Origin of the sequence: Mycobacterium sp. 852014-50255_SCH5639931, assembly GCF_001665605.1 — a bacterium.
Lineage (GTDB): Bacteria > Actinomycetota > Actinomycetes > Mycobacteriales > Mycobacteriaceae > Mycobacterium > Mycobacterium paraffinicum.
Map to the genome: position 1 here is coordinate 144109 of NZ_LZSV01000034.1, position 23235 is coordinate 167343.

The window sequence follows — 23235 nt, forward strand, 5'->3', positions numbered from 1 at the left end:
TCACTCGGCCGGAGGGAAGAATCCCGCCCCGGTGAACCAGCCCTCTTGCCAACCCCGCTCCCCCAGGCACAGCATGGGCAGCCCGCGATCCGATTGCGCCGCGGCTTGTGGCCCAGGACACTTCGCGCCCGCCTGCTGCACCCCGTACAGCGGATAAGAGATGACCCAATATCCGGTGGTGGCCGCCGGGAACTGGTTGGGCGGAGGGAAGTGGCACGCCTCGGCCTGGCCGCTGGGGCCCCGGCCGAAGATAAAGCTCTCATAGTTGTCGCACGGCGCGCCCAACGACGCCTGATAGTTCATCCCCGGCACGTCGCCGTCGTATCCGGCTGCCGCGCACGGCGCCACGCCAATCGCAATGCCCGCTATAGAAGCGGCGCTGAGCAGTTCCCGAATCATGTTCCACCCCGCCTGTCGTCGCCGGTGACCTGCACCAAAGCATATCCATCGGGCCGTCGGTCACAAGACCGTATTCGCGGTCGGGATGAGAAACGAGGAACACGTTCCAATTCGCACCCCGCGATCTTGCGTCAACGCTTCCCAACCGTGGTGCGGCAATGGTTTATTTGCACAAAGACGACTAGACCACTTCGTCATCGAGGAGCGGGCCATGCCAACCGTCGAGCCAACCGCCGAGCCGGTCCCCAATCTCCCCCCCGGATTCGACTTCACCGATCCGGACATCCACGCCGAGCGCCTGCCGGTGGAGGAACTGGCCGAACTGCGACGGACCGCACCGATCTGGTGGAACGAGCAGCCGATCGGGGTGGGCGGATTCGACGACGGCGGCTTCTGGGTGGTGTCCAAGCACAAGGACGTCAAAGAGGTGTCGCTGCGCAGCGATGTCTTCTCCAGCCTGCAGAAGACCGCGCTGCCGCGCTACAAGGACGGCACGGTCGGCGAGCAGGTCGAACGCGGCAAGTTCGTCCTGCTGAACATGGATGCGCCGCAACACACCCGGCTGCGCAAGATCATCTCGCGGGCATTCACCCCCCGATCCATCGAGCGCCTGCGCGGCGACCTCGCCGAGCGCGCCCGGCGCATCGTCGAGGAAGCGGCCGCCCAGGGCCGCGGTGACTTCGTCGAGCAGGTCTCGTGCGAGCTGCCGTTGCAGGCCATCGCCGGGTTGATGGGTGTGCCACAGGAAGAACGCAAGAAGCTCTTCCACTGGTCCAATGAGATGGTCGGTGACCAGGATCCCGAGTTCGCCAACAACGACGCCATCACCGCTTCCGTCGAACTCATCATGTATGGCATGCAGATGGCGGCGGACCGGGCGAAAAATCCGGGGGAAGACCTCGTCACCAAGCTGGTCCAGGCCGACATCGACGGCCACAAGCTTTCCGATGACGAGTTCGGGTTCTTCGTCATCCTGCTTGCCGTGGCCGGCAACGAGACCACCCGCAACTCCATCACGCAGGGCATGATGGCCTTCACCGACTTTCCCGATCAGTGGGAGCTGTTCAAGCGTGAGCGTCCCGCCACCGCGGCCGACGAAATCGTCCGCTGGGCCACCCCGGTGACGTCCTTCCAGCGCACCGCACTGGAGGACTACGAATTGTCCGGCGTGCAAATCAAAAAGGGTCAGCGGGTGGTGATGGTCTACCGCTCGGCCAATTTCGACGAGGAAGTCTTTGACGACCCGTTCACCTTCAACATCCTGCGCGACCCCAACCCGCACGTCGGGTTTGGCGGCACCGGCGCGCACTACTGCATCGGGGCGAACCTGGCGCGGATGACCATCGACCTGATGTTCAACGCGATCGCCGACGGCATCCCGAACCTGGAATCGATCGGAAAGCCCGAACGGCTACGGTCGGGCTGGCTCAACGGGATCAAGCACTGGCAAGTCGACTACCACACCAACGGCGCGAAATCCCCTGCCGCGCACTAGCATCAACCGCATGGCAACCCATCGAGCTGTTCACGTAAAGTCGGCCGGGGCACCGTTGGAACTGGTCGATGTCGAAACCAAGCCACCAGGCCGTGATGAGGCGCGGCTAACGGTCACCGCGTGTGGAGTCTGCGGTACGGACGCACACTTTGTCTCTGGTGGCTTCCCGGGCATGACGTGGCCGTTGACCCCCGGGCACGAAATCGCCGGAACGATCGCCGAGCTCGGTGCAGGTGTGGAGGGTTTCGCCGTCGGCGATCGAGTCGCGGTCGGGTGGTTCGGCGGTTGCTGCTACCACTGCGATGAGTGCCGAAAAGGCCACTTCATTCATTGCGAGAACGGGAAGGTCCCCAGTTACCAGTATCCGGGCGGCTATGCGGAATCGGTGACTGTCCCGGGGAGTGCGCTCGCCCGCATACCCGCAGGGCTTTCCGACGCAGAAGCCGCCCCGATGGGCTGCGCCGGCGTTACCACCTACAACGCGTTGCGTCATACGAAGGCAGTGCCCGGCGACCGGGTCGCCATCCTCGGTGTCGGCGGCCTCGGCCACCTCGGGGTGCAGTTCGCCCGGGCGATGGGTTTCGAGACCATCGCCATCGCTCGTGGCAGCGGCAAAGAGGAGGACGCCCGGAAGTTGGGTGCCCACCACTACATTGACTCCACCGCCGCCGATCCCGCAGAAGCGCTGAAGGCCCTGGGCGGAGCGGCAGCCGTGCTGGCGACCGTGGGCAACTCGTCGGCGATGGCCGCGACCGTCGGCGGAATATCGCCACAAGGCGAGCTCGTCACCATCGGCGTCACGCCCGAACCCTTGCCGATCAGCCCCATCCAACTGATCACACCGGGGGTCAGCATCGTCGGTCATCCTTCCGGCACGGCGAAAGACGTTGAAGAGACGATGCATTTCGCCGTGCTGTCCGGCGTGCGGGCGTGGGTCGAGGAACTACCGCTGTCACAAGCCGCCGACGGATACGCGGCGTTGGAGCAAGGGCGTGCGCACTACCGCACAGTGCTGACGATGTGATTACAGTCGGCCTATGACCGACGAGTGGAGCTTGGACGCAGCCGACGGCGAGCTACTTCTTGCCACCGGCGTTCGGGGGCGGGCGGCGCGAATGGGCCATCGTCTCACCATCGCCATGACCCGCTGGCATGCCACCGTGGGCTGGGCCGGCTCGGAACCCGCCACCGTGGAGCTTGTGGTCGAAACGGATTCCCTCGAGGTGTTGCGCGGCGAGGGCGGGGTGAAGGGGTTGTCAGGTCCCGAGAAGGTTTTGGTGCGGTCCAACGCCTTGAAGTCGTTGGAGGCCGGCCGGTTTCCCGAGATCCGCTTCCTCGCACGGGCCATCGACAAGACCGGTGAGGGGTACCGGCTCACCGGCCAACTCGAAGTTCGGGGAAAGTCACGGGACCACGTAATCGACCTGCGCACAGCGGATCTCGGGGACGCGTGGCGTATGTCCACCGAATCAACGGTCCGGCAGACCGACTACGGCATCAAGCCGTACTCATTGCTGATGGGTTCGGTCCAGGTCGCCGACGACGTTTCGGTGTCCTTCACCGCGATTCACGCGAAAACCGCCTGAGCGCCTGTCCCGGCCGAGTCAGGGTTGCGGCTGGGCGGGCGCCTGCGGGGCCGGGGCACCCGTCGCGTCGCCGGTGTCGCCCGGAATGTGTTCGAGCATCCGCGTCAGGTAGGGCTGCCGGTTATTGGGTTCCGGCTGCTGCTCGTCGGGCGCGGCGGCCTCCGTGATCGGTTCGCTGGCCTGGACTTTCGCCTGCGGGGTCAGCGGCGCGACGACCGGGGGCGGTGCGACGGCCTCGGCGACCTGCGGCGTCGGTGCGGGCTCCGTGTGCCGAGGGACGGGATTGCTGGCCGGGGCCAGCTGAATGCCCACCGCAAGCGATATCGAGGAGACAAAGGTGACCACACCGGCGCCCAGCGTTGTCACCGCCCCGGCGTACGACAGCTTTCGCGGCGCCGGCGGCGCGGCGGCGGATTCAGTGGGGTGCACCACCAGCTGGTCGTCGGTGAACTCGGTGCTTCGGGCGGCGGTCAGCGCCGCGCCCCGCGCGATGGTCACCTGCGCCATCCCTTGCACGAATACCGGCACCGGCAGCGTCTTTTCGAGCTGCCGGGATAAGCCGTCGATGTTGCTGTGCGCGCCGATGACCACTACCCCGGCCGGCTGCCAGCCATTGCGGTCGAACATGCCGGTCAGCCAGCGAGTCAGGCTGTCGAAACCGCCGCGCACCTGCTTGGTCGCAGTCTGCGTTTCCCCTTCGCGGGTATCGACCATGACGACGGTCGTCGAGTCGTGTTCAAGGAGACAGACCGCGGTCTGCTCGTAGCCGATGACCGGCGCGATGGCCTGCGCGACGGTCTCGACGGCATCGAGTTGCCGGACCGGCACGACGTTGTCGAAGCCACTGTCGGTCAGAGCTTCCAGCAGCAACGCGGCGTGGGCCGCCGCGTCGTCGTTCCACGTCACCCCGATGACCCGCAGCCGATGGTCGCTGGCGGCCGCCTGCGCTTCCACCCGTGCGATCTCGTCCGCTACTTGCTCCGCGGTACTCACAGCGCGCGGGCCGCGACCGGCGTCCAGCGCCAGCTCCTGATGATCCAGGATGGTGCCCTCTGCGCCGTGTCCTTCAGCGAGGACCCACCCAACGGCGGTCGGCGTCACTGATAGCCCAAGTACCGTATCCAAACTCATGCCCCAATCGATCCCGGACCTCCGACGCCCTCAGCGCGCCCACGCACACCAGAAACCCCTGGTCAGGTGGGTCGTGAGGGCCGGAACGGACCGAGATAACGTGGTCTCCATCGGCTTGCTCCGTGAGAGCCTACGCGGTCGGCGCAAGTCCGGCTGCCCCGGTTCGACCTCGCCGGAGAATCGGCCCGTCGGGAACCGATCGATGCGTCCGCGGGACGCGCAGGTGGGAGAAGGGCCGTCGGCCGCGGGAAACCACGCCTTCCTCTCCCGGCCATAAACGTCTTACGGGTACCGAATCGACTTTTCGGCGGTGGTTCGGCGTCGCGGCGCCGCCGGACGTCATGGCGGGATCGAAAATGGTGGCTTTGCGCATTTTGGCCCAGCCCGCCCTAGGCCCCGCTGCCAGGCGTTTTAGGCGGCCTATCCGTCAAAGCCGGGTGCCGGCCAACCGGCGCGAAGGTTGCGGCGCTCTTATCCCGCGAGCGCAATTGGCGGGGGAATTGCGATACCAAACTGAGACACCCCCGCGTCCAGATCGACATTCGGGCTATTCGCACTGTAAATTCCTGCCTGAGACGACGGTCACATACGACAAGGGGCAGGTATGACAGATCTGAGCGAGATGGTCCGGGCCTGGGGGCGCCGGCTTTTAGTCGGTGCAGCCGCGGCTGTCACCCTCCCGGGGCTGATCGGTCTTGCCGGCGGCGCACCGACCGCGGGAGCGTTCTCGCGCCCGGGCCTGCCGGTTGAATACCTGCAGGTGCCGTCGGCGGGCATGGGCCGCAACATCAAGATCCAGTTCCAAAGCGGCGGCAACGGCTCCCCCGCGGTGTACCTGCTCGACGGGTTGCGCGCCCAGGACGACTACAACGGCTGGGACATCAACACGCCGGCGTTCGAGTGGTACTACCAGTCAGGCCTGTCGATCGTCATGCCCGTCGGTGGCCAGTCCAGCTTCTACAGCGACTGGTACAGCCCGGCCTGCGGCAAGGCCGGCTGCTCGACCTACAAGTGGGAAACCTTCCTGACCAGTGAGCTGCCGCAGTACCTGGCCTCCAATAAGAGCGTCAAGTCCACGGGCAGCGCGGCGGTCGGCATCTCCATGGCCGGCTCCTCAGCACTGATCCTGGCCGCCTACCACCCGAACCAGTTCATCTACGCCGGCTCGTTGTCCGCCTTGATGGACCCCTCGCAGGGAATGGGGCCCTCCCTGATCGGCCTCGCGATGGGCGACGCCGGCGGCTACAAGGCGAACGACATGTGGGGCCCGTCGAGCGACCCCGCGTGGCAGCGTAACGACCCTTCACTGCAGATCCCCAAGCTGGTGGGCAACAACACCCGGCTCTGGATCTACTGCGGTAACGGCACCCCGTCGGAGTTGGGCGGGGCGAACATGCCCGCCGAGTTCCTGGAGAACTTCGTCCGCAGCAGCAACCTGAAGTTCCAGGACCAGTACAACGCGGCCGGCGGCCACAACGCCGTGTTCAACTTCAACGCCAACGGAACACACAGCTGGGAGTACTGGGGAGCCCAGCTCAACGCCATGAAGCCGGACCTGCAGGGCACCCTGGGTGCCACTGCCGGCGGCGGCGGATAGCCTCACCTGCCCCGAGGTCGCTGCTGCGCCCGACGACGACGCCGTCGGGCGCAGTAGTGCGTCATGGCCCCTTTGGGTGTCAGCGGATCAACGCGGCGCGGCGAATTGGTCGGTGACATCCGTCCAAGCCGTCGCGTCCCTGCGGTGATCGTTCATGTTGCGGCACTGGCCGTAGACGCGTAGGACGCCGAGGTGCGGTTCGTCGTCGTGGCGGTAAACGATCACTGTGACGCCACCCTTGGTGAGTGTCTTCGCGAACGCGTGATTGTTAGGTGGTAGGCCCTCGGCCCAGCCATCGCCGGCCAGCGTCGCGGCGATTCGGGTGATGTAGGTGTCGGCCGGTGCCGCGGCGGGCAACGAGAACGTCAGGTAGATCGAGCCCTGATACGGGGGGTCGTCGCGGTTTTTGCAGGACATCAGCGAGTAGCCCGCCGAGGACGCCTGCAGACCCGTTGCGGTGACGATGTGCTGGGCCGATTGGACGACCTGAGCCTTCGATTGATCGTCGCTCACCGGACTGGCGGGATGGTCGAGGGCGTCGGCGGGCGTCGAATGCAGCCGATCCACCATGATGAGCGCCGCACCGAGCAACAGGGGAATCGCCAGCGCGACGGCAATCAGCGCACGAATCTGCCTCGAGCGCAACGATTTCCCGCGCTTCCCGCCAACGCGGCGCGGGCGGCGACTGTCCATGGTCGACGACATCAGCACCTCAGGCTAACTCCGAAATGCGCTCGTATCCGGCGCTGCCGCAGAATCATGGTCATGCAGAGCCGGTGCATGACCCTGGTTACCCGCTGCGCCGGCATGGTCGTCGGGCTGGCGATCCTGGCCGCATCGCCGGCGAGAGCCGACGATGCGAGCCCCCTCGCCGAATTGGTCGACGCCGCCGCGCAGCGGTTACAAATCGCCGAGCCGGTGGCCGCCTTCAAGTGGACCACGCACGGGGCCGTCGAAGACCACGGCCGCGTCCAGCAAGAACTCGCGAAAATGGCCGCCCAGGCCTCCGCCCGGCGGATCGACCCCGACTATGTCACCCGGCTATTCGGCGACCAGATCCGCGCCACGGAGGGCATCGAATACGGCCGGTTCGCGGATTGGAAACTCAATCCTGATGCCGCCCCGGCCGAGTCGACGGACCTGTCGGCGTCGCGATCGGCGATCGACGACCTCAATCAAACGATGCTGAACCAGGTCGTGGCCAACTGGGACCTGCTGCATTCGACGGCCTGCCCCGCGCAACTCGGGCTCGCCGCAAGCGGCGCCATCCGCGCCCGCGGCCTCGACACCCTGTATCAACGGGCGCTGGCGTTAGCAACTCAGTCATATTGCCAGCAATAATTTAATTTTTCCTCATCGGTTTCTAACACTTTCTTTTTGCTCCGCGATATTGCCGTTTCCGCAGATAGAAGGCATATCTCGCGGCATTTTCGAATGGGTAACGCTTTGGCCACAGCGCCCGAAATCCATGACATGAAACTTCTCTGCAAGCCCCTCGTCAAGTCCCTGGCGGTCGGCGGGTTCGTTGCAGCGTCGATAGCTTCTTCCACCGGTATAGCCACCTCCGCACCCACGCCCAACTGGGACGCGATCGCCCAGTGCGAGTCCGGTGGCAACTGGCACGCCAACACCGGAAACGGCAATTACGGTGGACTCCAATTCAAGCCGGGTACCTGGGAGCGGTACGGCGGCGTCGGCAACCCGGCGGCCGCGTCCCGAGAGCAGCAAATCGCCGTAGCCAACCGGGTTTTCGCCGACCAGGGGGTGGAGGCGTGGCCGAAGTGCGGCGCCAATTCGGGCCTGCCGATCGGTTGGTACTCGCACCCCGCGCAGGGCATCAAGGAGATCATCAACGGGCTGATCCAGGCGGCGGTGCCGCGCTGACGGTCAACTGTGCTCGCGGTCTATGACCGAACGGCAAGCTGTGTTTGGATCAGGCCATGGAAGGTTCGGCGACTGTTCATATGGCGGCGTCTGCGGACAAGATCTGGGATCTCATCGCAAACGTTCGCAACATCGGCCGGTTCTCCCCCGAAGTGTTCGAGGCCGAATGGCTGGGCGACGCGAGTGGCCCGGCCCTCGGCGCGAAATTCCGTGGTCATGTGCGGCGTAACGAGATCGGGCCGGTGTATTGGACGACGTGTGAGGTGACCGCGTGTGAGCCCGGCCGCGAATTCGGGTTCGCGGTGCTGCTCGGCGATCGGGCGGTCAACAACTGGCACTACCGGTTGGCGCCCAGCGGGGGCGGCACCGACGTGACCGAGTCTTTCCGGCTCAACCCGGCCCCATGGCTCGGCCTCTACTGGGTGCTCGGGGGTTTCCTGCGTAAGCGACGCAACGTGCGCGACATGACCAAAACCCTGAACCGCATCAAAGATGTGGTCGAGGCCGGCTGACGCGCCGTGAAATCGATCTTCATCACCGGCGCGGGCAGCGGCATGGGCCGGGAGGGGGCAAAGCTGTTCCACGCCAAGGGGTGGCGGGTCGGCGCCGTGGACCGCAACGGTGACGGCTTGGCGACGCTGCAGGAAGAACTCGGCGGCGACCGGTTGTGGACCCGCCAAGTCGATGTGACCGACAAGGCGGCCCTGGAGGGTGCCCTCGCCGATTTCTGCGCCGGCAACAGCGACGGCGGGCTCGACATGATGTGGAACAACGCCGGCATCGGCGAAAGCGGATGGTTCGAGGACGTGCCCTACGAGGCCGCCATGCGAGTCGTTGACATCAACTACAAAGCGGTGCTGACCGGCGCCTACGCGTCGTTGCCGTATCTCAAGAAAACGCCTGGCAGCCTGATGTTTTCGACGTCATCGTCCTCGGGCACCTACGGCATGCCGCGGCTCGCCGTCTATTCATCGACCAAGCACGCTGTCAAAGGCTTGACCGAGGCGCTCAGCGTCGAATGGCACCGGCACGGGGTCCGCGTCGCCGACGTGCTGCCCGGTCTGATCGACACGGCCATCCTGACCACGACGACGAATCACTCCAACGACGGCGGCGCGCCGAGGACTGCGGACGAGCTTCGGGCCACCGCGCCCAAGAAGGGGTTGTTCCGGCTGATGCCGGCGAGCAGTGTGGCGGAAGCCGCGTGGCAGGCTTACCACAACCCGAAGCGGTTGCATTGGTACGTGCCGAAGAGCATTCGCTTGATCGACTTCTTCAAGGGCCTGAGTCCGGAACTCGTGCGACGCAGCATCGTCAAATCCCTACCCGCGCTGATGCCGAAGCGGCAGTGAAGGAGGTGAACCGGTGCGAAACCGGTTAATCGCGGTGGTTTTCGTGTTGATCGCCGGTGTCGGCGTCGCGGGGTGCGGGCAGGCCCAGACCACGCCCCGCAAAGCGGCCCGCCTGACCATCGACGGCGCCACTCACACCACCCGCCCTCCGGCGTGCAGCCAGAACCAGCAGTACCGCACCATCGACATCAAGGACCGCGACGGCGGCGTCGAGGCCGTGGTGCTGACCAGTGGCTACCGGGTGATGCCCCAGTGGGTGAAGATCCGCAACGTCGACGGATTCACCGGCAGCTTCTGGGAAGGCGGTGTGGGCGACGCGCGCGCCGACGTCACCAACGACGCCTACACGATCACCGGCAGCGCCTACGGCATCAACAGCAGCAACCCCGACAAAGTCGTGACGACGGAGTTCAAGATCATCGCCGAGTGCTGACGGTGTCCGAGGTCCGGGCATAGGCTCGGTGACATCGATCGATGGAGGGCCGGTGAAGGAACGATTGCACTGGTTGGCGATGCACGGCTTCATCCGGGGCGTCGCGACGCTCGGGGTCCGGCGCGGTGACCTGCACGCCAGGCTGATCGCCGACCCCGGGGTGGCCGCCGATCCGGTGCCGTTCTACGACGAACTTCGGGCCGCGGGGCCGCTGCTCAAGGGTCGCGTCAGTTATCTGACGGCCGACCATGCGCTCGCGCACGAGCTGCTGCGCTCCGACGACTTCCGCGTGCTGGTGTTCGGGGCGAATCTGCCCGGGCCGCTGCGCTGGCTGGAACGCCGCAGCCGCGACGATCTGCTGCATCCGCTTCGCGCACCGTCGCTGCTCGCCGTCGAGCCGCCAGACCACACCCGCTACCGCAAGACGGTGTCCGCGGTCTTCACTCCCCGCGCGGTCGCCGCACTGCGCGCTCGCGTGGAGCGGACCGCCGCTGACCTGTTGGATCAGCTGGCCGCCGAGTCCGGTGCCTCGCAGGTCGTCGACATCGTGGGCCGGTATTGCTCGCAACTGCCGGTCGCGATCATCAGCGACATCCTCGGCGTCCCAGAGCGTGACCGGCCGCGCGTCCTGGAGTTCGGTGAGCTCGCCGCACCGAGCCTGGACATCGGATTGACCTGGCGGCAATACCGCAGCGTGCAGCGAGGGCTCGCCGGCTTCAGCTCCTGGCTAGGCGAGCATCTCAGTCAGTTGCGGCGCACCCCGAGTGACAACCTGATGAGCCAGCTGATTCAGATAGCCGAAAGCGGTTCCGCCGAAACATATCTGGACGAGAACGAGCTACAAGCGATCGCCGGGCTGGTATTGGCGGCCGGGTTCGAGACCACGGTCAACCTGCTGGGCAACGGGATCCGTATGCTCCTGGACGCTCCCGACCGCCTGGACGCCCTACGCGAACGACCGGAGCTGTGGCCCAACGCCGTTGAGGAGATACTGCGGCTGGAGTCGCCGGTACAGCTGACCGCGCGGATGGCGCAAGGCGACGTTGAGCTGGCCGGGAAGCGGCTCCAGCGTGGCGACTTGGTGCTCGTCTATCTGGCCGCCGCCAACCGCGACCCGTCCGTCTTCGACGAGCCGCACCGCTTCGACATCGAACGGCCTAACGCGGGAAGGCATCTCGCGTTCTCCGGGGGCCGGCACTTCTGCCTGGGCGCCGCGCTGGCGCGTGCCGAGGGCGAAGTCGGGTTGCGTACGTTCTTCGAACGCTTCCCCGAGGTGCGTGCGGCGGGCATGGGAAGCAGGCGCGACACGCGGGTGCTGCGGGGCTGGTCGTCGCTGCCGGTCGCGCTGGGGCCGGCACGGGCGATGGCTCGCGTCGACGGCTAGCGCGGCGTGCCGGGAGGACCCCCGCGCTGTTGACACCGGTTCGGCAACCGAGTTTATTTGCGCTATGACAGACGTTTCTATGATCTCGGTCGAGGATGTCGTCCTCGGGCTATGGCAGGCGCTCTCGCGGCGGGACTGGGAGGCGGTCAAGACGTTCTTGTCCGATGACTGCCTCTACGTCGACATGCCGGTTCCGGCGCTGTCGGCGCGCGGACCGCAAGACATCGTCAAGCGGCTGAAGATGGGTCTCGAGCCGCTGGCGGGCTACGAGAACCACGACGGCGTGCTGCTGTCCAACGGTGCCGACGTGATGTACGAGCACTCCGAGACATGGACGTTCACCACGGGTGAGCGAGGCGTGCTGAGATTCGTGACGGTCCACAAGGTCGAGGGCGGCAAGGTCACCGTCTGGAAGGACTATTGGGACATGAACAGCCTGGTCAGCTTCGCTCCCCCGAACCACTTCGAAAACCTCGCGACGGCCGACACCAGCTGGGTCTTCGACGCGACTAGCTTGGTCTAGCAGACTCGTCCTCGTCCCGGATTTAGACGCGTAATCGTTGCCCGCAGCGTTATATGCCATGTGACGGAATCTTTGCTGGATCCCGCTGCGTCAATCCCCTGCTGGCAGTTGGACCTCCGCTGGAAGAACCGATCCCCTCGCACTATCAGTACCTACCTGTCGGGGTTAACTCATTTCCCTCCTGGTGTGAGCGCACAAGCACTCCCCCAGAACTGACCAAGCGGAATGTTCAGGGCTAGGTATCCAGACTGAGAAACGCGTCAGCGCACCCAACCACGTTGTCGTCGTGGCAGGTTGGGCAACCGCGTTCGAGTATGTCGGTCACGGCGGAGGAGGGCGAGATCTCCTCCGATCCGCTTGCTGGGTGGTCGCCGGGTCCGTCTGGCCAATGAGGCCCTCCAACGCCGAGCGGTCACGCTCGCGATGCTGCGCGATGACGGTACTCGAGACGGTAACTGCGGCGCCGAAATCGGAGATTTCGGGTGCGGTCGTCTGGCGACTTCAGGGCGGGCGCCTCAACCGACGCCGGTTGCACTCGATCTCGCGATGCTTGCTAAATGGATAGGAAACTCTATCCCTAGAGGCACCCCAATCTGGCTTCCCGGTCATTCCGGAAGCAGTGCTTTGTCCATCACCATTTCCTTCATGAATTCGTCATGAATCAGGCAACGACAACGCACATGACCGAAACGAAGTCAACGAGGAGAATGCCATGACCGCCCGTAACATCCACCCGTCGACCGCCGTCGACCAGCAGAACCCTCTCCGGTCGGCGCTCTCCAGGAGCTTCCGCGTCGCCGTCATCGTGACCGTGACTCTGGGCACCTTGGCTGGGACCGGGCTGGTCCTGTCGCTGTTGAAAGCGCTCGCGACGAGCAGGTACGGCGTCTACTTCGGGGTCTAGCCCGAAGTGAGCTCGGCATCTTGAGGAGGTTCCATGTTGAAGTCGGATATCGCGGTTGTGCTCGCCCTGGGCGCCGCGCTGGCATCCGCGATCGGCGCGGTGAGCCGTCAACAGTCGGCGCATGAGGTCACCGACGAACCAGTCGGCCACTGGGAGTTGTTCCGCATGTCGTTGCGCGACGCCCGGTGGTGGCTTGGCGGCGGGGGGGCCGTTGCCAACTACAGCCTGCAAGCCGCCGCGCTGGGGGTCGGGTCGGTGATGTTGGTGACGGCGCTGCAGGTGACGGCGCTGCTATTCGCCCTGCCGGTCTATGCGCGGCTGACCCATCAGCGGGTTACCCGCCGGCAGTGGATGTGGGCGACGGTGCTCGCCGTCGCATTGGCGGTGGTCGTCACGGTTGGCGACCCGAAGGCCGGGCAGTCGCAGGGGTCGCTGACGACCTGGGCTGTGGTGGCCCTGGTGTTGGGTCCGCTACTGGTGTTCTGTGTCCTGGGTGCGCGTATCTGGCCCGGTCCGCGTGCGGCTGTACTGCTGGCGGTGGTTGCCGGTTCGTCGCTGGCCCTGTTCGCGGTGCTAACGAAAGCCGTCGTCGCGGCGGCCGGACATGGTTTCGGGGCGCTGCTGTGCGCGCCGAAATTCTATGTCTGGATACTGGCGGCGTTGGGAGGGATGATCTTTCAGCAGTCATCGTTTCGCGCTGGTGCGCTGACCGCCTCAATGCCGACGGTGACCGTGGCCAAGCCAGCGGTGGCATCGGTTCTGGGCATCGTGGTGCTCGGCGAGACCCTCAACGCCGATGGCGTGGGCATGATCGTCCTGGCGTCGGCGGCGACAGTGGTGCTTGTCGCGATAGTGGCTCTAGCCCGCGGCGAGGCCCATACGGCGGCGCTCAGTAGCGAGCAAAACGCGGAAACCTCTGATCAGGCTACGGTGCCCGAGACACTAACCCGGCCGCGCGTAACGTTTGGGTCCGCGGTGCCATCGACACCTATTCTTGGCGAGCGCAGCTGTCGTGCCGCATGAGTCACCTTGGTCTTCGACGCGACAACCTTGGTCCGAGCACTGTGCTCAGGCGTCGGGAAACATTCTGGGCTGCAACGGATTCGGCGGCATCGGCGCTTACGTCGCTTGGATGGTCACCCCTCGTATGTCGACCATCACAGCGCCTTGCTCAGCGCCGACGTCGCCAACCGCTATAAGTACTGTTGGACGCCGCCGTGGCCGTGGCAGGTGCCGCTGGCGTGCGGGTGTTCGCTGAAAGACCAGCTTCCATCCGCACATTGCGCGGTGGCGCCCTGCGGCTGCGAGCCGCCCTGCTGCGGATACGGCACGCAGTCGCCGGAACTGGCTGTGTAGCACCCGGGCGACGAGTAGGCCGGTGCGGCGAAACCACCGGCGGCGGCGGCGATGACCGCGGCGACGAGAGGTGCTCGGAGCAACATGCTCCCAAACCCCTTTCTTGTTCGAAGTTTGGTGACGTTGCCCGATTCGTCGATTGGAGCGTAAGCCGCGCGGCGGTTGATCACACCGGAAATTGGAAATATTGGCTACGACTCGGCCAGCGTCCTGAGGCGCTTCAGGGTCCCGGCGAGCGTGCGTCCCACCTGGCGCACGGCGATCCGGTCCGCGATGTACCCGAGCAGCCCGCCCGGTGCCTGATACGACAGGCGGAACGTCACCTTCGTACGGCCGTCGCGCGCGTCGCGCAGCCGGATCCGCCCGCGCAGGGTGATGCCGGTGAGGCCCACGAAGGCCAGGTCGCGGTCGTCGTCGAACTCGACCACTTCGATGAGTCCCCCGACCGGGACGGAGCCGATCTTCCAGTGGACGGTGTAGCGCGCACCGACGCCGGCCGGTTTGTCGTTCGAAGCCTCCCAGCGCTCCAGGTTCGTCATGAACGACGGGTAGCAGTCCGGGTCGCTGACGATCTTCCAGACCGCGGAACGGTCGGCGTTGATGACGCAGCGGCGTTCGACGCGCATCAGCCGATCACCGGGAATCGCCGCTCGGCGGCCAGCCGGTCAACGCCGCCCTGCAGGCTGGCCATCACCTTGTCGTGCACCGCCTGGTCGTCGCCATCGACCTCGATCGGGTGTTGGACCTCGATCACGATCTTGGTGGGCAACGGGATATGGCCCGCCAGGTCGCTGACGTTGAGACCCCAGGGCAGCGCCAGCGATATCGGGATGCTTTTGAGCCGGAGCAACTTGTCCGCCATCAGCAGCTTGGCCAACCACTGCCCGCGGTTGAGGAACAACGCGCTTTCCTGCCCGCCGACGCTGGCGACGGGCACAATCGGCACTCCGGCCTCGCGAGCGAGCTTGACGTAGCCCATGCGCCCGCCGAAGTCGACCTTGTGGCGTTCCCACGAAGGCCGGAACACCTCGTAGTCGCCGCCGGGATAGACCAGCAGCGCGGCGCCGGAATCCAGTGCGAGACGCGCGTTTTCGGGGTTGGCGGCAACGGTGCCGAATTTGCGCAGCCAGCCCAGTGGCGGTGCGGACACCACGAGGTTATGGGCCAACTGGTAGAAGGGCCGCTCGACGCCGAAGTACGAGCAGAAGGCCAGTGTGAAGACGAACGTGTCGGGCGGCACGTTGCCGCCGCTGTGATTGCCGACCAGCAACACCGGCCCCTCGGCCGGAATGCGATCCAGGCCCCGCACGTCCGCCCGGAAATAGAACGATGCGAGCAGCCAGGTGCCCGGGAGCTGGTCGCGGATGTAGTCCGGGTCGCGCTGGTCGAGGTCGGCCTTGGGTACCCACGACACGACCTTGTCGCGGGCCCACTCCAAGACGCCCTTCGCGGTCGCCATGATCGGCCGTATACCCCGGCTTCACCGGGGGTCAAACGCGGTAGAGACCTGCGGCGTTGTGGTGAGCGATCAGGTCGACCACCCGGATGGCGTCGTTCTCGCTCCAGTCGTCGTTGACCACGAAGTCCCGCAATACGCGATGAATGCCGGTGCGCCACAGGGCCGCGCCGAGGAAGTGCAGTTCCGCGGGGCCGAACCCGTCCGAGGAGTAGAGGATCTTGCGGAAGGGGGCCAGCTCCAGCAGCCGGGCGATGAAGGCCACCGACCGCGCGCCCAGCTGGTTCACGCTCAGCCCACCGTCGAGGTAGACGTTGTTGAAGGCCTGTGCCAGATATCCCGCCTCGCGCTCGTACGGGTAGCAGTGCAGCAGGACGATCGGGGTGTCCCCGGACTGCCGCAGGAAGTCGAGCAACAGCAGCGGGTTGGTTTTCTGCAGATCGCAGTCGCGGTCGCCGAGGCCGACATGGAATTGCAGGGGTTTGCCCAGCCGCAGCGCCTGATGCAACCCGAAACGCAGCAGCACCCGATCCTGTAACCGGGTGCCGCCGCGGTAGCGCCACCGGGCGGCCGCCTCGGCGACCTGCGACGGTGACGGCTCGGTCAGGTCGCCGTCGAACCCGCCCCGGTAGGCCAGGATCGACTTCGTGCCGACCGCCGTCGCCGCGCGCCGCCGCAAAATGTCCTCGAAGGCCGCCGCATAGTCGCCCGGCGCCTGCGCGGCCTGTTCGGCGATCTGCTCGAGGCGAATTACCTCGTACGCGCGGCCGCCGGACAGTTCGGCCATGCCGGCCGGGCCGGCGGTGCCGGCGTCAATCCCGGTGTCCACCAGCCAGTCGCTCACACCCGCGGCCGGCAGGAACATGCGGGCCAACTCGGCCTCGCTGAACTGGCCACGGTGCTCCCAATACGATTGTGGGTCAACGTGTTTAGCCAGCCCTAGGATTGGACCGCAGTGCGCGCGCACGGCGAAGCCGAGTTGTGAGTCGAACCCTGGACCCACGATGGGTTCGGTGTTGGCCTCGTTGAGCGCGTTCTCGAACCGTTGCCGATCCCCCGCCGTCAACCAGCAACCGTGGACGTGTTGATCGATCAGCCTCACTTCACCGATGTGCAGCGCCAGGGCGTCGGGCGTCATCGCGTGCCCCGTCACAGGGTCCAGGCCATCCGGAATTTGTCCGCCAGTTCCTCGGTGTCGAGGTCGCCGTACCGCTCGTGTTCCAGGCGGCGTACGGCGACCACCATGTCGACCGCCGGATCGCCGAGAATGTCTCGCAGCAGCACTGAATTATCCAGTGCCGCAATCACTTCGGCCTGCCCCCTGGCGAGGCTGACGACATCGTCGCGCTCGCGGTCGGAATCGGACAGGGTCGCCGGGTCGATCGTGATCTCCGGTGGCAACGCCGCCTGACGCTTGATTCCATCGAGCGCCAGCCCCAGGATCGCCGCCGACGCCAGGTACGGGTTGGCGGAGGGGTCGACGATCTTGACTTCGACGTTCCCGCCGCGCGGGTTGCCGGGCCCGCCCGTGATGAACCGCACCGCCGCCTCGCGGTTCTCGGTCCCCCAGCACGCGTACGCGCCGGCCCAGTTTCCGGGGTGCATCCGCAAGCCGGACACGATCGACCCGCACAACACGCCCTGCGCCGCCGGCAGTCCGCCGACCAGCCCCGCCACCGCGCTCTCCCCCGCTGGCGTCATGCCGTGGGCGCCGGCGCCGTCGGAGAACAGCGGGCCATCCGGCGCTGTCAGCGAGAAATGTTGGTGGGCACCGGATCCCACGCCGCCCGCGAAGGGCGCGGGTGAGAGGCTGATGCGAACCCCGTGGCGGCGGGCCACCCGCCCGATGACGAGCCGCAACAGCACCAGTTGGTCCGCGGCGGCCACCGGGGATTGTGGCGCCAGGGAGAGTTCGAACTGGTTGGCGCCGTACTCGGGGTGAAACTGCTCGATCGCGATGCCCGCCGCCCCCGCCGACCGGGTGACGTCCCGGACGAACGCTTCGTGCTCGAGGATGCCGGCGACGCCGTACTGCGCCCACAACGTCGACGGGAGGCGGCCGCCGTCGGGCGCGACCAAGAGGAATTCCACCTCGTGCCCGATCACCGCCTCGATCCCGGCTTCGGTGAGCGCGGCTTCGACCCGGCCCAGCGTGCCGCGGGCGCAGGCGGGAACGGGCGTGCCGTCTTGCTCGAAAAACGCGGCGGGCGCCCACGCCAGCCCGTCGCCGACGATGCGCAGGGCCGACACGTCGATGCGCAGGCGCTGGTCCCCGATGACGCCGACATCGGGCGTGAAGGCGATGCCGCTCTGGTCGATCGCGAAGGCGTGCCACGAGGGGCTGGCGCCGAGACCTGGATCCGCGAACGCGTTGGTCCGCCGGATCGGAACCGTCTTGGCCAGGGTGAGCCCGGCGGGATTCACGACGGTGCCGATGACGGTGTCGACGCCCTCGGCCTCCAGTTGGGCGATCCCCGCGGCCGCAAGCGGTGTGCCGGTCATGGCAGTCATTGTGCAGCCTTGAGCCGCCCTGGCTGACGAATTCAGTTCTGGCGGGCGACCAGCTCGGTGACGAACCGATCGAGGAAGCCGTCGATGGAAGTGCCGCCCGCCGGCCGGATGACGAATTTCGTCAAACCCGCATCGATGTAGGCGTCGAGTTGGCGGTGCAGGCGATCCCATCCGGTGGCGATCAGCTCGGCGGGGTCAACGTCGGGACGACGCTTCCGGGCCGCCGCGGCCAGCTCTGGGGGCAGGTCGCCCTCTGCCACGGCCAATGAGATCCCGAAATGGTCGGGGTCTATCTGCCGGCCCGCTTGCGCCGCGGCGCATTCGATCGCCTCACGGCCGGCCCGGGCCTCTTCGGGGGTCAGGAAACTGCCCAGCCAGCCGTCGCCGAGCGCGCCGACCCGCCGAAAGGCCCCCGGCGCCGAACCGGCCAACCAGATATCCAGCGGCGGGTTCGGCCTCGGCATGACGGAAGCCTCGTTGACCGTGAAATATCGGCCGGTGTAGCTGGCCGAATCCTCGGCCAGCGTCGAGCGCAGCACCCGCAGCGACTCATCGAACACCGCGGCCCGCTCTCCGTCGGGGACCACGAACACCTCGCGTTCGGCCGGAATCGCCGACCGCAGACCGAAGACGGGAAGGACCCGCTTCGGCGCGACGGCCGCCAACGACGCCAGTTGTTTGGCGACCAGTACCGGATGCCGCCCGGGAAGCACAGCCACCGAGGTGCCGACCTTCAACCGGGTCGTCCGGGCGAGGGCGTAGGCCATGCCGACCACCGGATCGACCGCCGGGGAGTAGACCAGCTCCGAGAACCACAGCGAATCCACCCCGCTGGACTCGAGCCGATCCACGATGGGGGCCAACCGATCCGGGGCGGTATCCGCACCCAGGCCGACGCCGAAGCGAATCTTCACCCGTGGAGCAACACCGTGGTGCCCCGGTTTGTGCCCGCGGGAGCGGCTATGCCCGGCTGGGAATGGTCAGCTTGCAGGCTTGGCCGATATCGAGGGTCCGCAACACTCGACCCATGCCGACCCATAGCGCGCACGACAGGGCCAAGTCGGCCAGCAGCTCGTCGGAGAAGTGCTCGGAGCAACGGCTCCAGAAGTCCTCGTCGTCGCGCAGGGCGGTGTGATCGCTGGCGAATCGGTCCGCGAACTCGGCGGCCAGCCGCTCCTGCTCGCTATAGCCGGGCCAGGTGCGCCACTCCCGGGCGTGGTCATACAACTCTTCATCGACTCCGGCGGCGGGCCCGTCCTCGTCGCGGGTGTTGACGCAGACGACGCATTCGTTGCGGTGGGCGATCACTGCGCGGGCCAGTTCGCGGGTGCGCAGCGGCAGCCGGTTCTTGGTGTAGACCGCGTTGCTGAAACCGCCGAGCGCGCCGCCGATGTCCGGGGATTTCACAAACCAGCCGGCCAGGTCGTCGTCGGCGAATGTTCCGATTCGGCTCATGGCGTGATGGTACGCCCGGAGCGCCCGTTTCAGGGTGCGGGCACCGGGATCTTCGTGGTGGGACTGTCGTCGTTCCAGTCCCGTTGCGCGAGAACGCGGCCCGCGACTCGATTCAGCGCCGCTTCGACCACGCGACGATCCGGTCGTCCGTCGAATCCCGGTGACCGGGCGAGCTTGTCGACCAGCCAGCCCACCAGCAGCGCGTGCACGTATTCCACCTGCTGGGCCCCCGCGGGGGTCAGCCACATCTGGTCGCCGTCGCCCCGGGCGTATCCGGTGGCGATCAGGCGCGAAAACGTGGGCTCCAAGACCTCGAACGGTATCCGTAGGTAGTCGGCGATGTCGGTGAGCCGGGCCGTGCCATACATCTCCCCGTAGCGGTTGATGCGCAGGACACCCCACAATCCGGCCACTTCGAGTCGGCAGTCGGGTCGCATGGCGATGCTGCGCAATCGCATGCCGGGCACGCCGCGCAGCATGCGTTCGACCGCGCCCTCCAGCATCTGATCCGGTGTCTCGGTATTCGGCATGCCGAATGCATCGCCAAGATCGATTGTGCTGTCATGCATTTCCCGCAACGGAACCTCCCGCAGGAACAACGCCAGGACGAACCCCACCAGCGCGACCGGAACCGCCCAGAGGAACACGTGGGTGAGCGACTCGGCGTATGCGGCGACGATCGGAGCGGCCGCCTGGCGGGGCAACCGGTGCAACGCCTCCGGCGACGCGGCGGCCGCGGCTGGCGCGCGGCTGGCCACCATCGCCGGGCCGATCCGGCTGTGCAGGAAGTTCGTGAACAGTGAACCGAAGATCGCTGCGCCGAACGAGCTGCCGATCGTGCGGAAGAAAGTGACGCCGGAGGTCGCGACGCCGAGGTCGTCGAAGCCCACGGTGTTCTGCACGATCAGGACAAGGGTCTGCATGCACATGCCGATCCCGGCGCCGAGGATGACAAGGAACAGCGATTGAACCAAAACCGATGTCGACGGGTCCATCCGCGACATCAGAAAGAACGCCACCGCCATGACGGCGGTGCCGGCGACGGGAAAGACTTTGTATCTGCCCGTGCGGCCGACGATGACACCACTGCCCATCGAGGTGGTCAGCATCCCGATCACCATCGGCAACGTGCGCAGGCCCGACGTGGTGGCCGAGACGCCGTCGACGAACTGCATGTACGTCGGCAGGAACGTCAGGGCGCCCAGCATCGCGAAGCCGACCACGAAGGACAGGACGCAGCACACCGTGAACACCGGACTTCCGAACAGCCGGGTCGGCAGGATCGGCGCGGCGGCGCGGCTTTCCACCCAGGCGAAGACGCACAACGCGATCACCGAGCCGACGAACAGGCCGATGATCATGGGCGATCCCCACGGGTAGGTGGTCCCGCCCCAGCTGGTGGCCAGTGTCAGCCCCGAGGCGCCCAGGCCGACGAGCAGGATGCCGGCGTAGTCGATGACCGGTTTGGTGCGGTCGGACAGCGCCGGGATGGCGGCAGCCGCCACGAAGAAGACCACGACCGAGATCGGCACGTTGATCCAGAACGCCCAGCGCCAGGTGAAGTGGTCGGTGAAGTAGCCGCCGAGCAAGGGACCGATCACGGTGGTGACGCCGAATACTGCACCCATCGCACCCTGGTAGCGGCCGCGATCCCGCAGTGGGATCACCTCGCCGATCAGCGCCATGGCGGTCACCATGAGCCCGCCGCCGCCGATGCCCTGCAGCGCACGCGACGCGACCAGCATGCCCATCGAGCTCGAAAGCCCACACAGCACCGATCCGGCGACGAAGAACACGACGGCCGCCTGGAACACCCGCTTGCGGCCGAAGAGGTCACCGAACTTGCCGACGAGGGCGGTGATGATGGTCGAGGCGAGCAGGTAGCTGGTGACCACCCACGATTGATGGCCTGCGCCACCAAGATTGGCGACGATGGTTGGCAACGCGGTCGCCACGATCGTCTGGTCCAGCGCGGCCATCAGCATGCCGAGCAGGATCGCCACGAAGATGAAATTGCGTCGCTGCGGGTCGACCAGCGCGCCGCTGGGCGCGGCGTCCGTCGATGAACCGCCGCGAATTGCTGTCGGGCTCGTCATGCCTGCCTTCCGTCGGCAACCGTTGCTCAGGGATGCCCACGGTTAACCAAAGGCAATCTAACCGCGGCAGCGAAGTGGTCCCGGGGTTTGGTCCACCTCCTCTAGCCAGTGGAATCAACACGGGCGCTGGCCTCTTGCCCGAGGCCGAAGACCTGCACAGCGGCTGACTTCCCTTTCAGGGCGTGCGATCCGCGATCGATTAGTGCGGGTGGTCGAGAACCCATGGCATTGACGGACTGCTCGGTGAGAAGGATGGCGTCGCCGGTGGTCTTGGTGAGCTGCTCCACGCGGGCAGCGACGTTGACGGTGTCACCGATCAGGGTGAACTCGAGCTTGCCTCCGCCGCCGATGGTGCCGGCGATCACCACGCCGGTGTTGATGCCGATGCCGATTCGAAGTGTGCCGCCGAATCTTTCGGCGACACCGCGGTGAATCAGCGCCGCGGCGCTCACCGCGGCGTCGGCATGATTCGCGAGATCGTTCGGCGCACCGAAGACCGCCAGTGCGCCGTCGCCAAGGAACTTGTTGACGTGCCCGCCGGCGGCCACGACGGCAGGCACCACGATCTCGAACAGGGCATTGAGGCGGGCCACCGTGTCTTCGGCGGTATTCGCCTCGGCGAACGGCGTGAAGTCGCGGATGTCGACGAACATCACGGTCACCTGGCGCCGGTCTCCGGTGAACACATCGTCACCCTGCTCCAGCAGGCGCGCCGCCAGCGCTGGGTCGACATAAGTGCCGAAGGCCGCGTGGAGTCGTTGCCGCTCAGCCAAACCGGCCTGCATCCGGTTGAACGATGCCGACAACGCGCCAAGATCGTCGTCCTGGACCACCGGCAGGCGCTGGCTGTAGTCACCGGCCGCAACACGTTCGGTTCCTTCGGCAAGATCGCGAAGGGGTTGGAGCGACGGTGAGAATGAGGCGCCGACAGTGATCGGCACCGCGAAGAAAAGCACTAACCCACAGGCGATTACGACCACCAGCACGGGAACCTCCCGAACTCGGTCGATCGCGACCGCAAACATCGCGCCCGCGACAGCGAAGATGAACGCGGCCGCAAGCACGGTCAGGTTTGACCACGCGGCGAAAGTCGGGCGAGACCGGGGCAGGATCTCACCCATTCCTGTGTCGCCGGCGAGAGCGACCCTGGCGGGCCGCAGCGCCCCTTCCGGGTAGCTGTGCACGGCGATCAGCACCACCGAAATTCCTGTGGCGGCGCCCAGGATGCCGTACTGGACCAATCGTGACCCGGTTCCCCCGGCGATCGCACCCACCAGCAGGAACAGCACCGCGATGAAAGCAGCGTTGGCCGCCACCCCTCGCGGCCCGGCCGTCCGGCTCCAGGCGTAGGTGGCCTCCAGCGCCCTCGCCCGATCGACCTCACGCCCGGCTGCCCATCGCTCCACCAGACGGGTCGCGCCCAGTCCGGGAAGATTGGTCACGTACATCATCACCGGCACGATGCCAACGGTCAGCGCTGCCGCCTCGAGGTAGCGATCAGATTTTTCGAAGGCGACGATGAGAAGCGCAAAGAAGAGGTAGACCGGCAGCAACTCCGCGAGGCTGACCGCATAGATCGCCCACGAGTACCGCGTCCGGCATCGATCCCACGCCCACTGCCAGATTCGGTCCATGCCGGGAGACTAATCCGCTGGCCACCTTGCCATCCGGGT

25 protein-coding genes are annotated in these 23235 nt (G+C 66.4%); 13 read left to right on the top strand and 12 right to left on the bottom strand.

Annotated elements, in window-relative coordinates:
* Positions 1–399, bottom strand: a complete 399-nt coding sequence (locus A5758_RS20310; protein ID WP_067211045.1) for a hypothetical protein — start codon at positions 397–399, stop codon at positions 1–3.
* A 211-nt stretch (positions 400–610) separates the two neighbouring features.
* Between A5758_RS20310 and A5758_RS20315 the strand changes: the two genes are divergently transcribed.
* Genes A5758_RS20315 through A5758_RS20325 form a run of 3 tightly spaced genes read left to right on the top strand, consistent with a single transcriptional unit; the run spans position 611 to position 3480 of the window.
* Positions 611–1894: a cytochrome P450 gene (locus A5758_RS20315; protein WP_067211049.1), complete on the top strand. Its 1284-nt coding sequence runs from the start codon at positions 611–613 to the stop codon at positions 1892–1894.
* 10 nt (positions 1895–1904) lie between these two features.
* Entirely contained in the window at positions 1905–2918 is a 1014-nt protein-coding gene (locus tag A5758_RS20320) for an alcohol dehydrogenase catalytic domain-containing protein (RefSeq protein WP_067743667.1), read from the top strand.
* Positions 2919–2931: 13 nt separating this feature from the next.
* Positions 2932–3480, top strand: coding sequence for a YceI family protein (locus A5758_RS20325; protein WP_067743670.1), 549 nt, complete (start codon positions 2932–2934; stop codon positions 3478–3480).
* 18 nt (positions 3481–3498) lie between these two features.
* On the opposite strand, the gene A5758_RS20330 is transcribed toward A5758_RS20325, so the two are convergent.
* On the bottom strand, positions 3499–4605 hold the full coding sequence (locus A5758_RS20330) for a hypothetical protein (protein WP_067743919.1): 1107 nt from the start codon (positions 4603–4605) through the stop codon (positions 3499–3501).
* A gap of 610 nt (positions 4606–5215) precedes the next feature.
* On the opposite strand from A5758_RS20330, the gene ag85B reads away from it, so the two are divergent.
* Entirely contained in the window at positions 5216–6208 is a 993-nt protein-coding gene (gene ag85B / locus A5758_RS20335) for a diacylglycerol acyltransferase/mycolyltransferase Ag85B (RefSeq protein ID WP_067211059.1), read from the top strand.
* An 87-nt stretch (positions 6209–6295) separates the two neighbouring features.
* On the opposite strand, the gene A5758_RS20340 is transcribed toward ag85B, so the two are convergent.
* The gene (locus A5758_RS20340) at positions 6296–6913 is read right to left on the bottom strand and encodes a hypothetical protein (protein WP_197503988.1); all 618 of its coding nucleotides are present in this window, start codon (positions 6911–6913) and stop codon (positions 6296–6298) included.
* A gap of 54 nt (positions 6914–6967) precedes the next feature.
* Here A5758_RS20340 and A5758_RS20345 point away from each other — a divergent pair, with 54 nt between their 5' ends.
* The 9 genes from A5758_RS20345 (at position 6968) to A5758_RS20385 (ending at position 13711) form a co-directional block, all read left to right on the top strand.
* Positions 6968–7549, top strand: coding sequence for a chorismate mutase (locus A5758_RS20345; protein ID WP_082939783.1), 582 nt, complete (start codon positions 6968–6970; stop codon positions 7547–7549).
* Positions 7550–7642: 93 nt separating this feature from the next.
* Positions 7643–8092, top strand: coding sequence for a resuscitation-promoting factor RpfC (gene rpfC / locus A5758_RS20350; protein WP_231987365.1), 450 nt, complete (start codon positions 7643–7645; stop codon positions 8090–8092).
* 38 nt (positions 8093–8130) lie between these two features.
* The gene (locus A5758_RS20355; RefSeq protein WP_197503991.1) at positions 8131–8604 is read left to right on the top strand and encodes an SRPBCC family protein; all 474 of its coding nucleotides are present in this window, start codon (positions 8131–8133) and stop codon (positions 8602–8604) included.
* 6 nt (positions 8605–8610) lie between these two features.
* Positions 8611–9444, top strand: a complete 834-nt coding sequence (locus A5758_RS20360; RefSeq protein ID WP_067211080.1) for an SDR family oxidoreductase — start codon at positions 8611–8613, stop codon at positions 9442–9444.
* A gap of 13 nt (positions 9445–9457) precedes the next feature.
* Positions 9458–9877, top strand: a complete 420-nt coding sequence (locus A5758_RS20365) for a lipoprotein LpqH (protein WP_067211084.1) — start codon at positions 9458–9460, stop codon at positions 9875–9877.
* A 52-nt stretch (positions 9878–9929) separates the two neighbouring features.
* Complete coding sequence (locus A5758_RS20370) at positions 9930–11261, top strand: cytochrome P450 (protein WP_067743679.1); 1332 nt, start codon at positions 9930–9932, stop codon at positions 11259–11261.
* Positions 11262–11340: 79 nt separating this feature from the next.
* A complete protein-coding gene (locus A5758_RS20375) occupies positions 11341–11784 on the top strand; it encodes a limonene-1,2-epoxide hydrolase family protein (RefSeq protein ID WP_067743682.1) in 444 nt (147 codons plus the stop codon).
* 712 nt (positions 11785–12496) lie between these two features.
* Entirely contained in the window at positions 12497–12688 is a 192-nt protein-coding gene (locus A5758_RS20380; protein ID WP_067211094.1) for a hypothetical protein, read from the top strand.
* A gap of 33 nt (positions 12689–12721) precedes the next feature.
* Complete coding sequence (locus A5758_RS20385) at positions 12722–13711, top strand: DMT family transporter (protein WP_197503989.1); 990 nt, start codon at positions 12722–12724, stop codon at positions 13709–13711.
* 170 nt (positions 13712–13881) lie between these two features.
* Here A5758_RS20385 and A5758_RS20390 read toward each other — a convergent pair whose 3' ends face one another.
* The 9 genes from A5758_RS20390 to A5758_RS20430 form a co-directional block, all read right to left on the bottom strand.
* Positions 13882–14130, bottom strand: coding sequence for a DUF3761 domain-containing protein (locus A5758_RS20390; RefSeq protein ID WP_067743685.1), 249 nt, complete (start codon positions 14128–14130; stop codon positions 13882–13884).
* 105 nt (positions 14131–14235) lie between these two features.
* Positions 14236–14670 carry an SRPBCC family protein gene (locus A5758_RS20395; RefSeq protein ID WP_067743688.1) on the bottom strand — a complete coding sequence of 145 codons (435 nt, stop codon included), beginning with the start codon at positions 14668–14670 and terminating at the stop codon, positions 14236–14238.
* On the bottom strand, positions 14670–15503 hold the full coding sequence (locus A5758_RS20400) for a lysophospholipid acyltransferase family protein (RefSeq protein WP_067211107.1): 834 nt from the start codon (positions 15501–15503) through the stop codon (positions 14670–14672). Before A5758_RS20400 ends, A5758_RS20395 begins: the two co-directional genes overlap by 1 nt.
* Positions 15504–15534: 31 nt before the next feature.
* Complete coding sequence (locus tag A5758_RS20405; protein ID WP_067743925.1) at positions 15535–16638, bottom strand: amidohydrolase family protein; 1104 nt, start codon at positions 16636–16638, stop codon at positions 15535–15537.
* 11 nt (positions 16639–16649) lie between these two features.
* Entirely contained in the window at positions 16650–18002 is a 1353-nt protein-coding gene (locus tag A5758_RS20410) for a glutamine synthetase family protein (RefSeq protein ID WP_067743690.1), read from the bottom strand.
* 41 nt (positions 18003–18043) lie between these two features.
* Positions 18044–18925 carry a TIGR03854 family LLM class F420-dependent oxidoreductase gene (locus tag A5758_RS20415; RefSeq protein ID WP_067743693.1) on the bottom strand — a complete coding sequence of 294 codons (882 nt, stop codon included), beginning with the start codon at positions 18923–18925 and terminating at the stop codon, positions 18044–18046.
* A gap of 46 nt (positions 18926–18971) precedes the next feature.
* Positions 18972–19466, bottom strand: a complete 495-nt coding sequence (locus A5758_RS20420; RefSeq protein WP_067211117.1) for a carboxymuconolactone decarboxylase family protein — start codon at positions 19464–19466, stop codon at positions 18972–18974.
* 29 nt (positions 19467–19495) lie between these two features.
* The gene (locus A5758_RS20425) at positions 19496–21562 is read right to left on the bottom strand and encodes an MDR family MFS transporter (protein ID WP_067743696.1); all 2067 of its coding nucleotides are present in this window, start codon (positions 21560–21562) and stop codon (positions 19496–19498) included.
* A 101-nt stretch (positions 21563–21663) separates the two neighbouring features.
* Positions 21664–23196, bottom strand: a complete 1533-nt coding sequence (locus A5758_RS20430; RefSeq protein WP_067211123.1) for an adenylate/guanylate cyclase domain-containing protein — start codon at positions 23194–23196, stop codon at positions 21664–21666.
* Between the last annotated feature and the right edge of the window lie 39 nt (positions 23197–23235).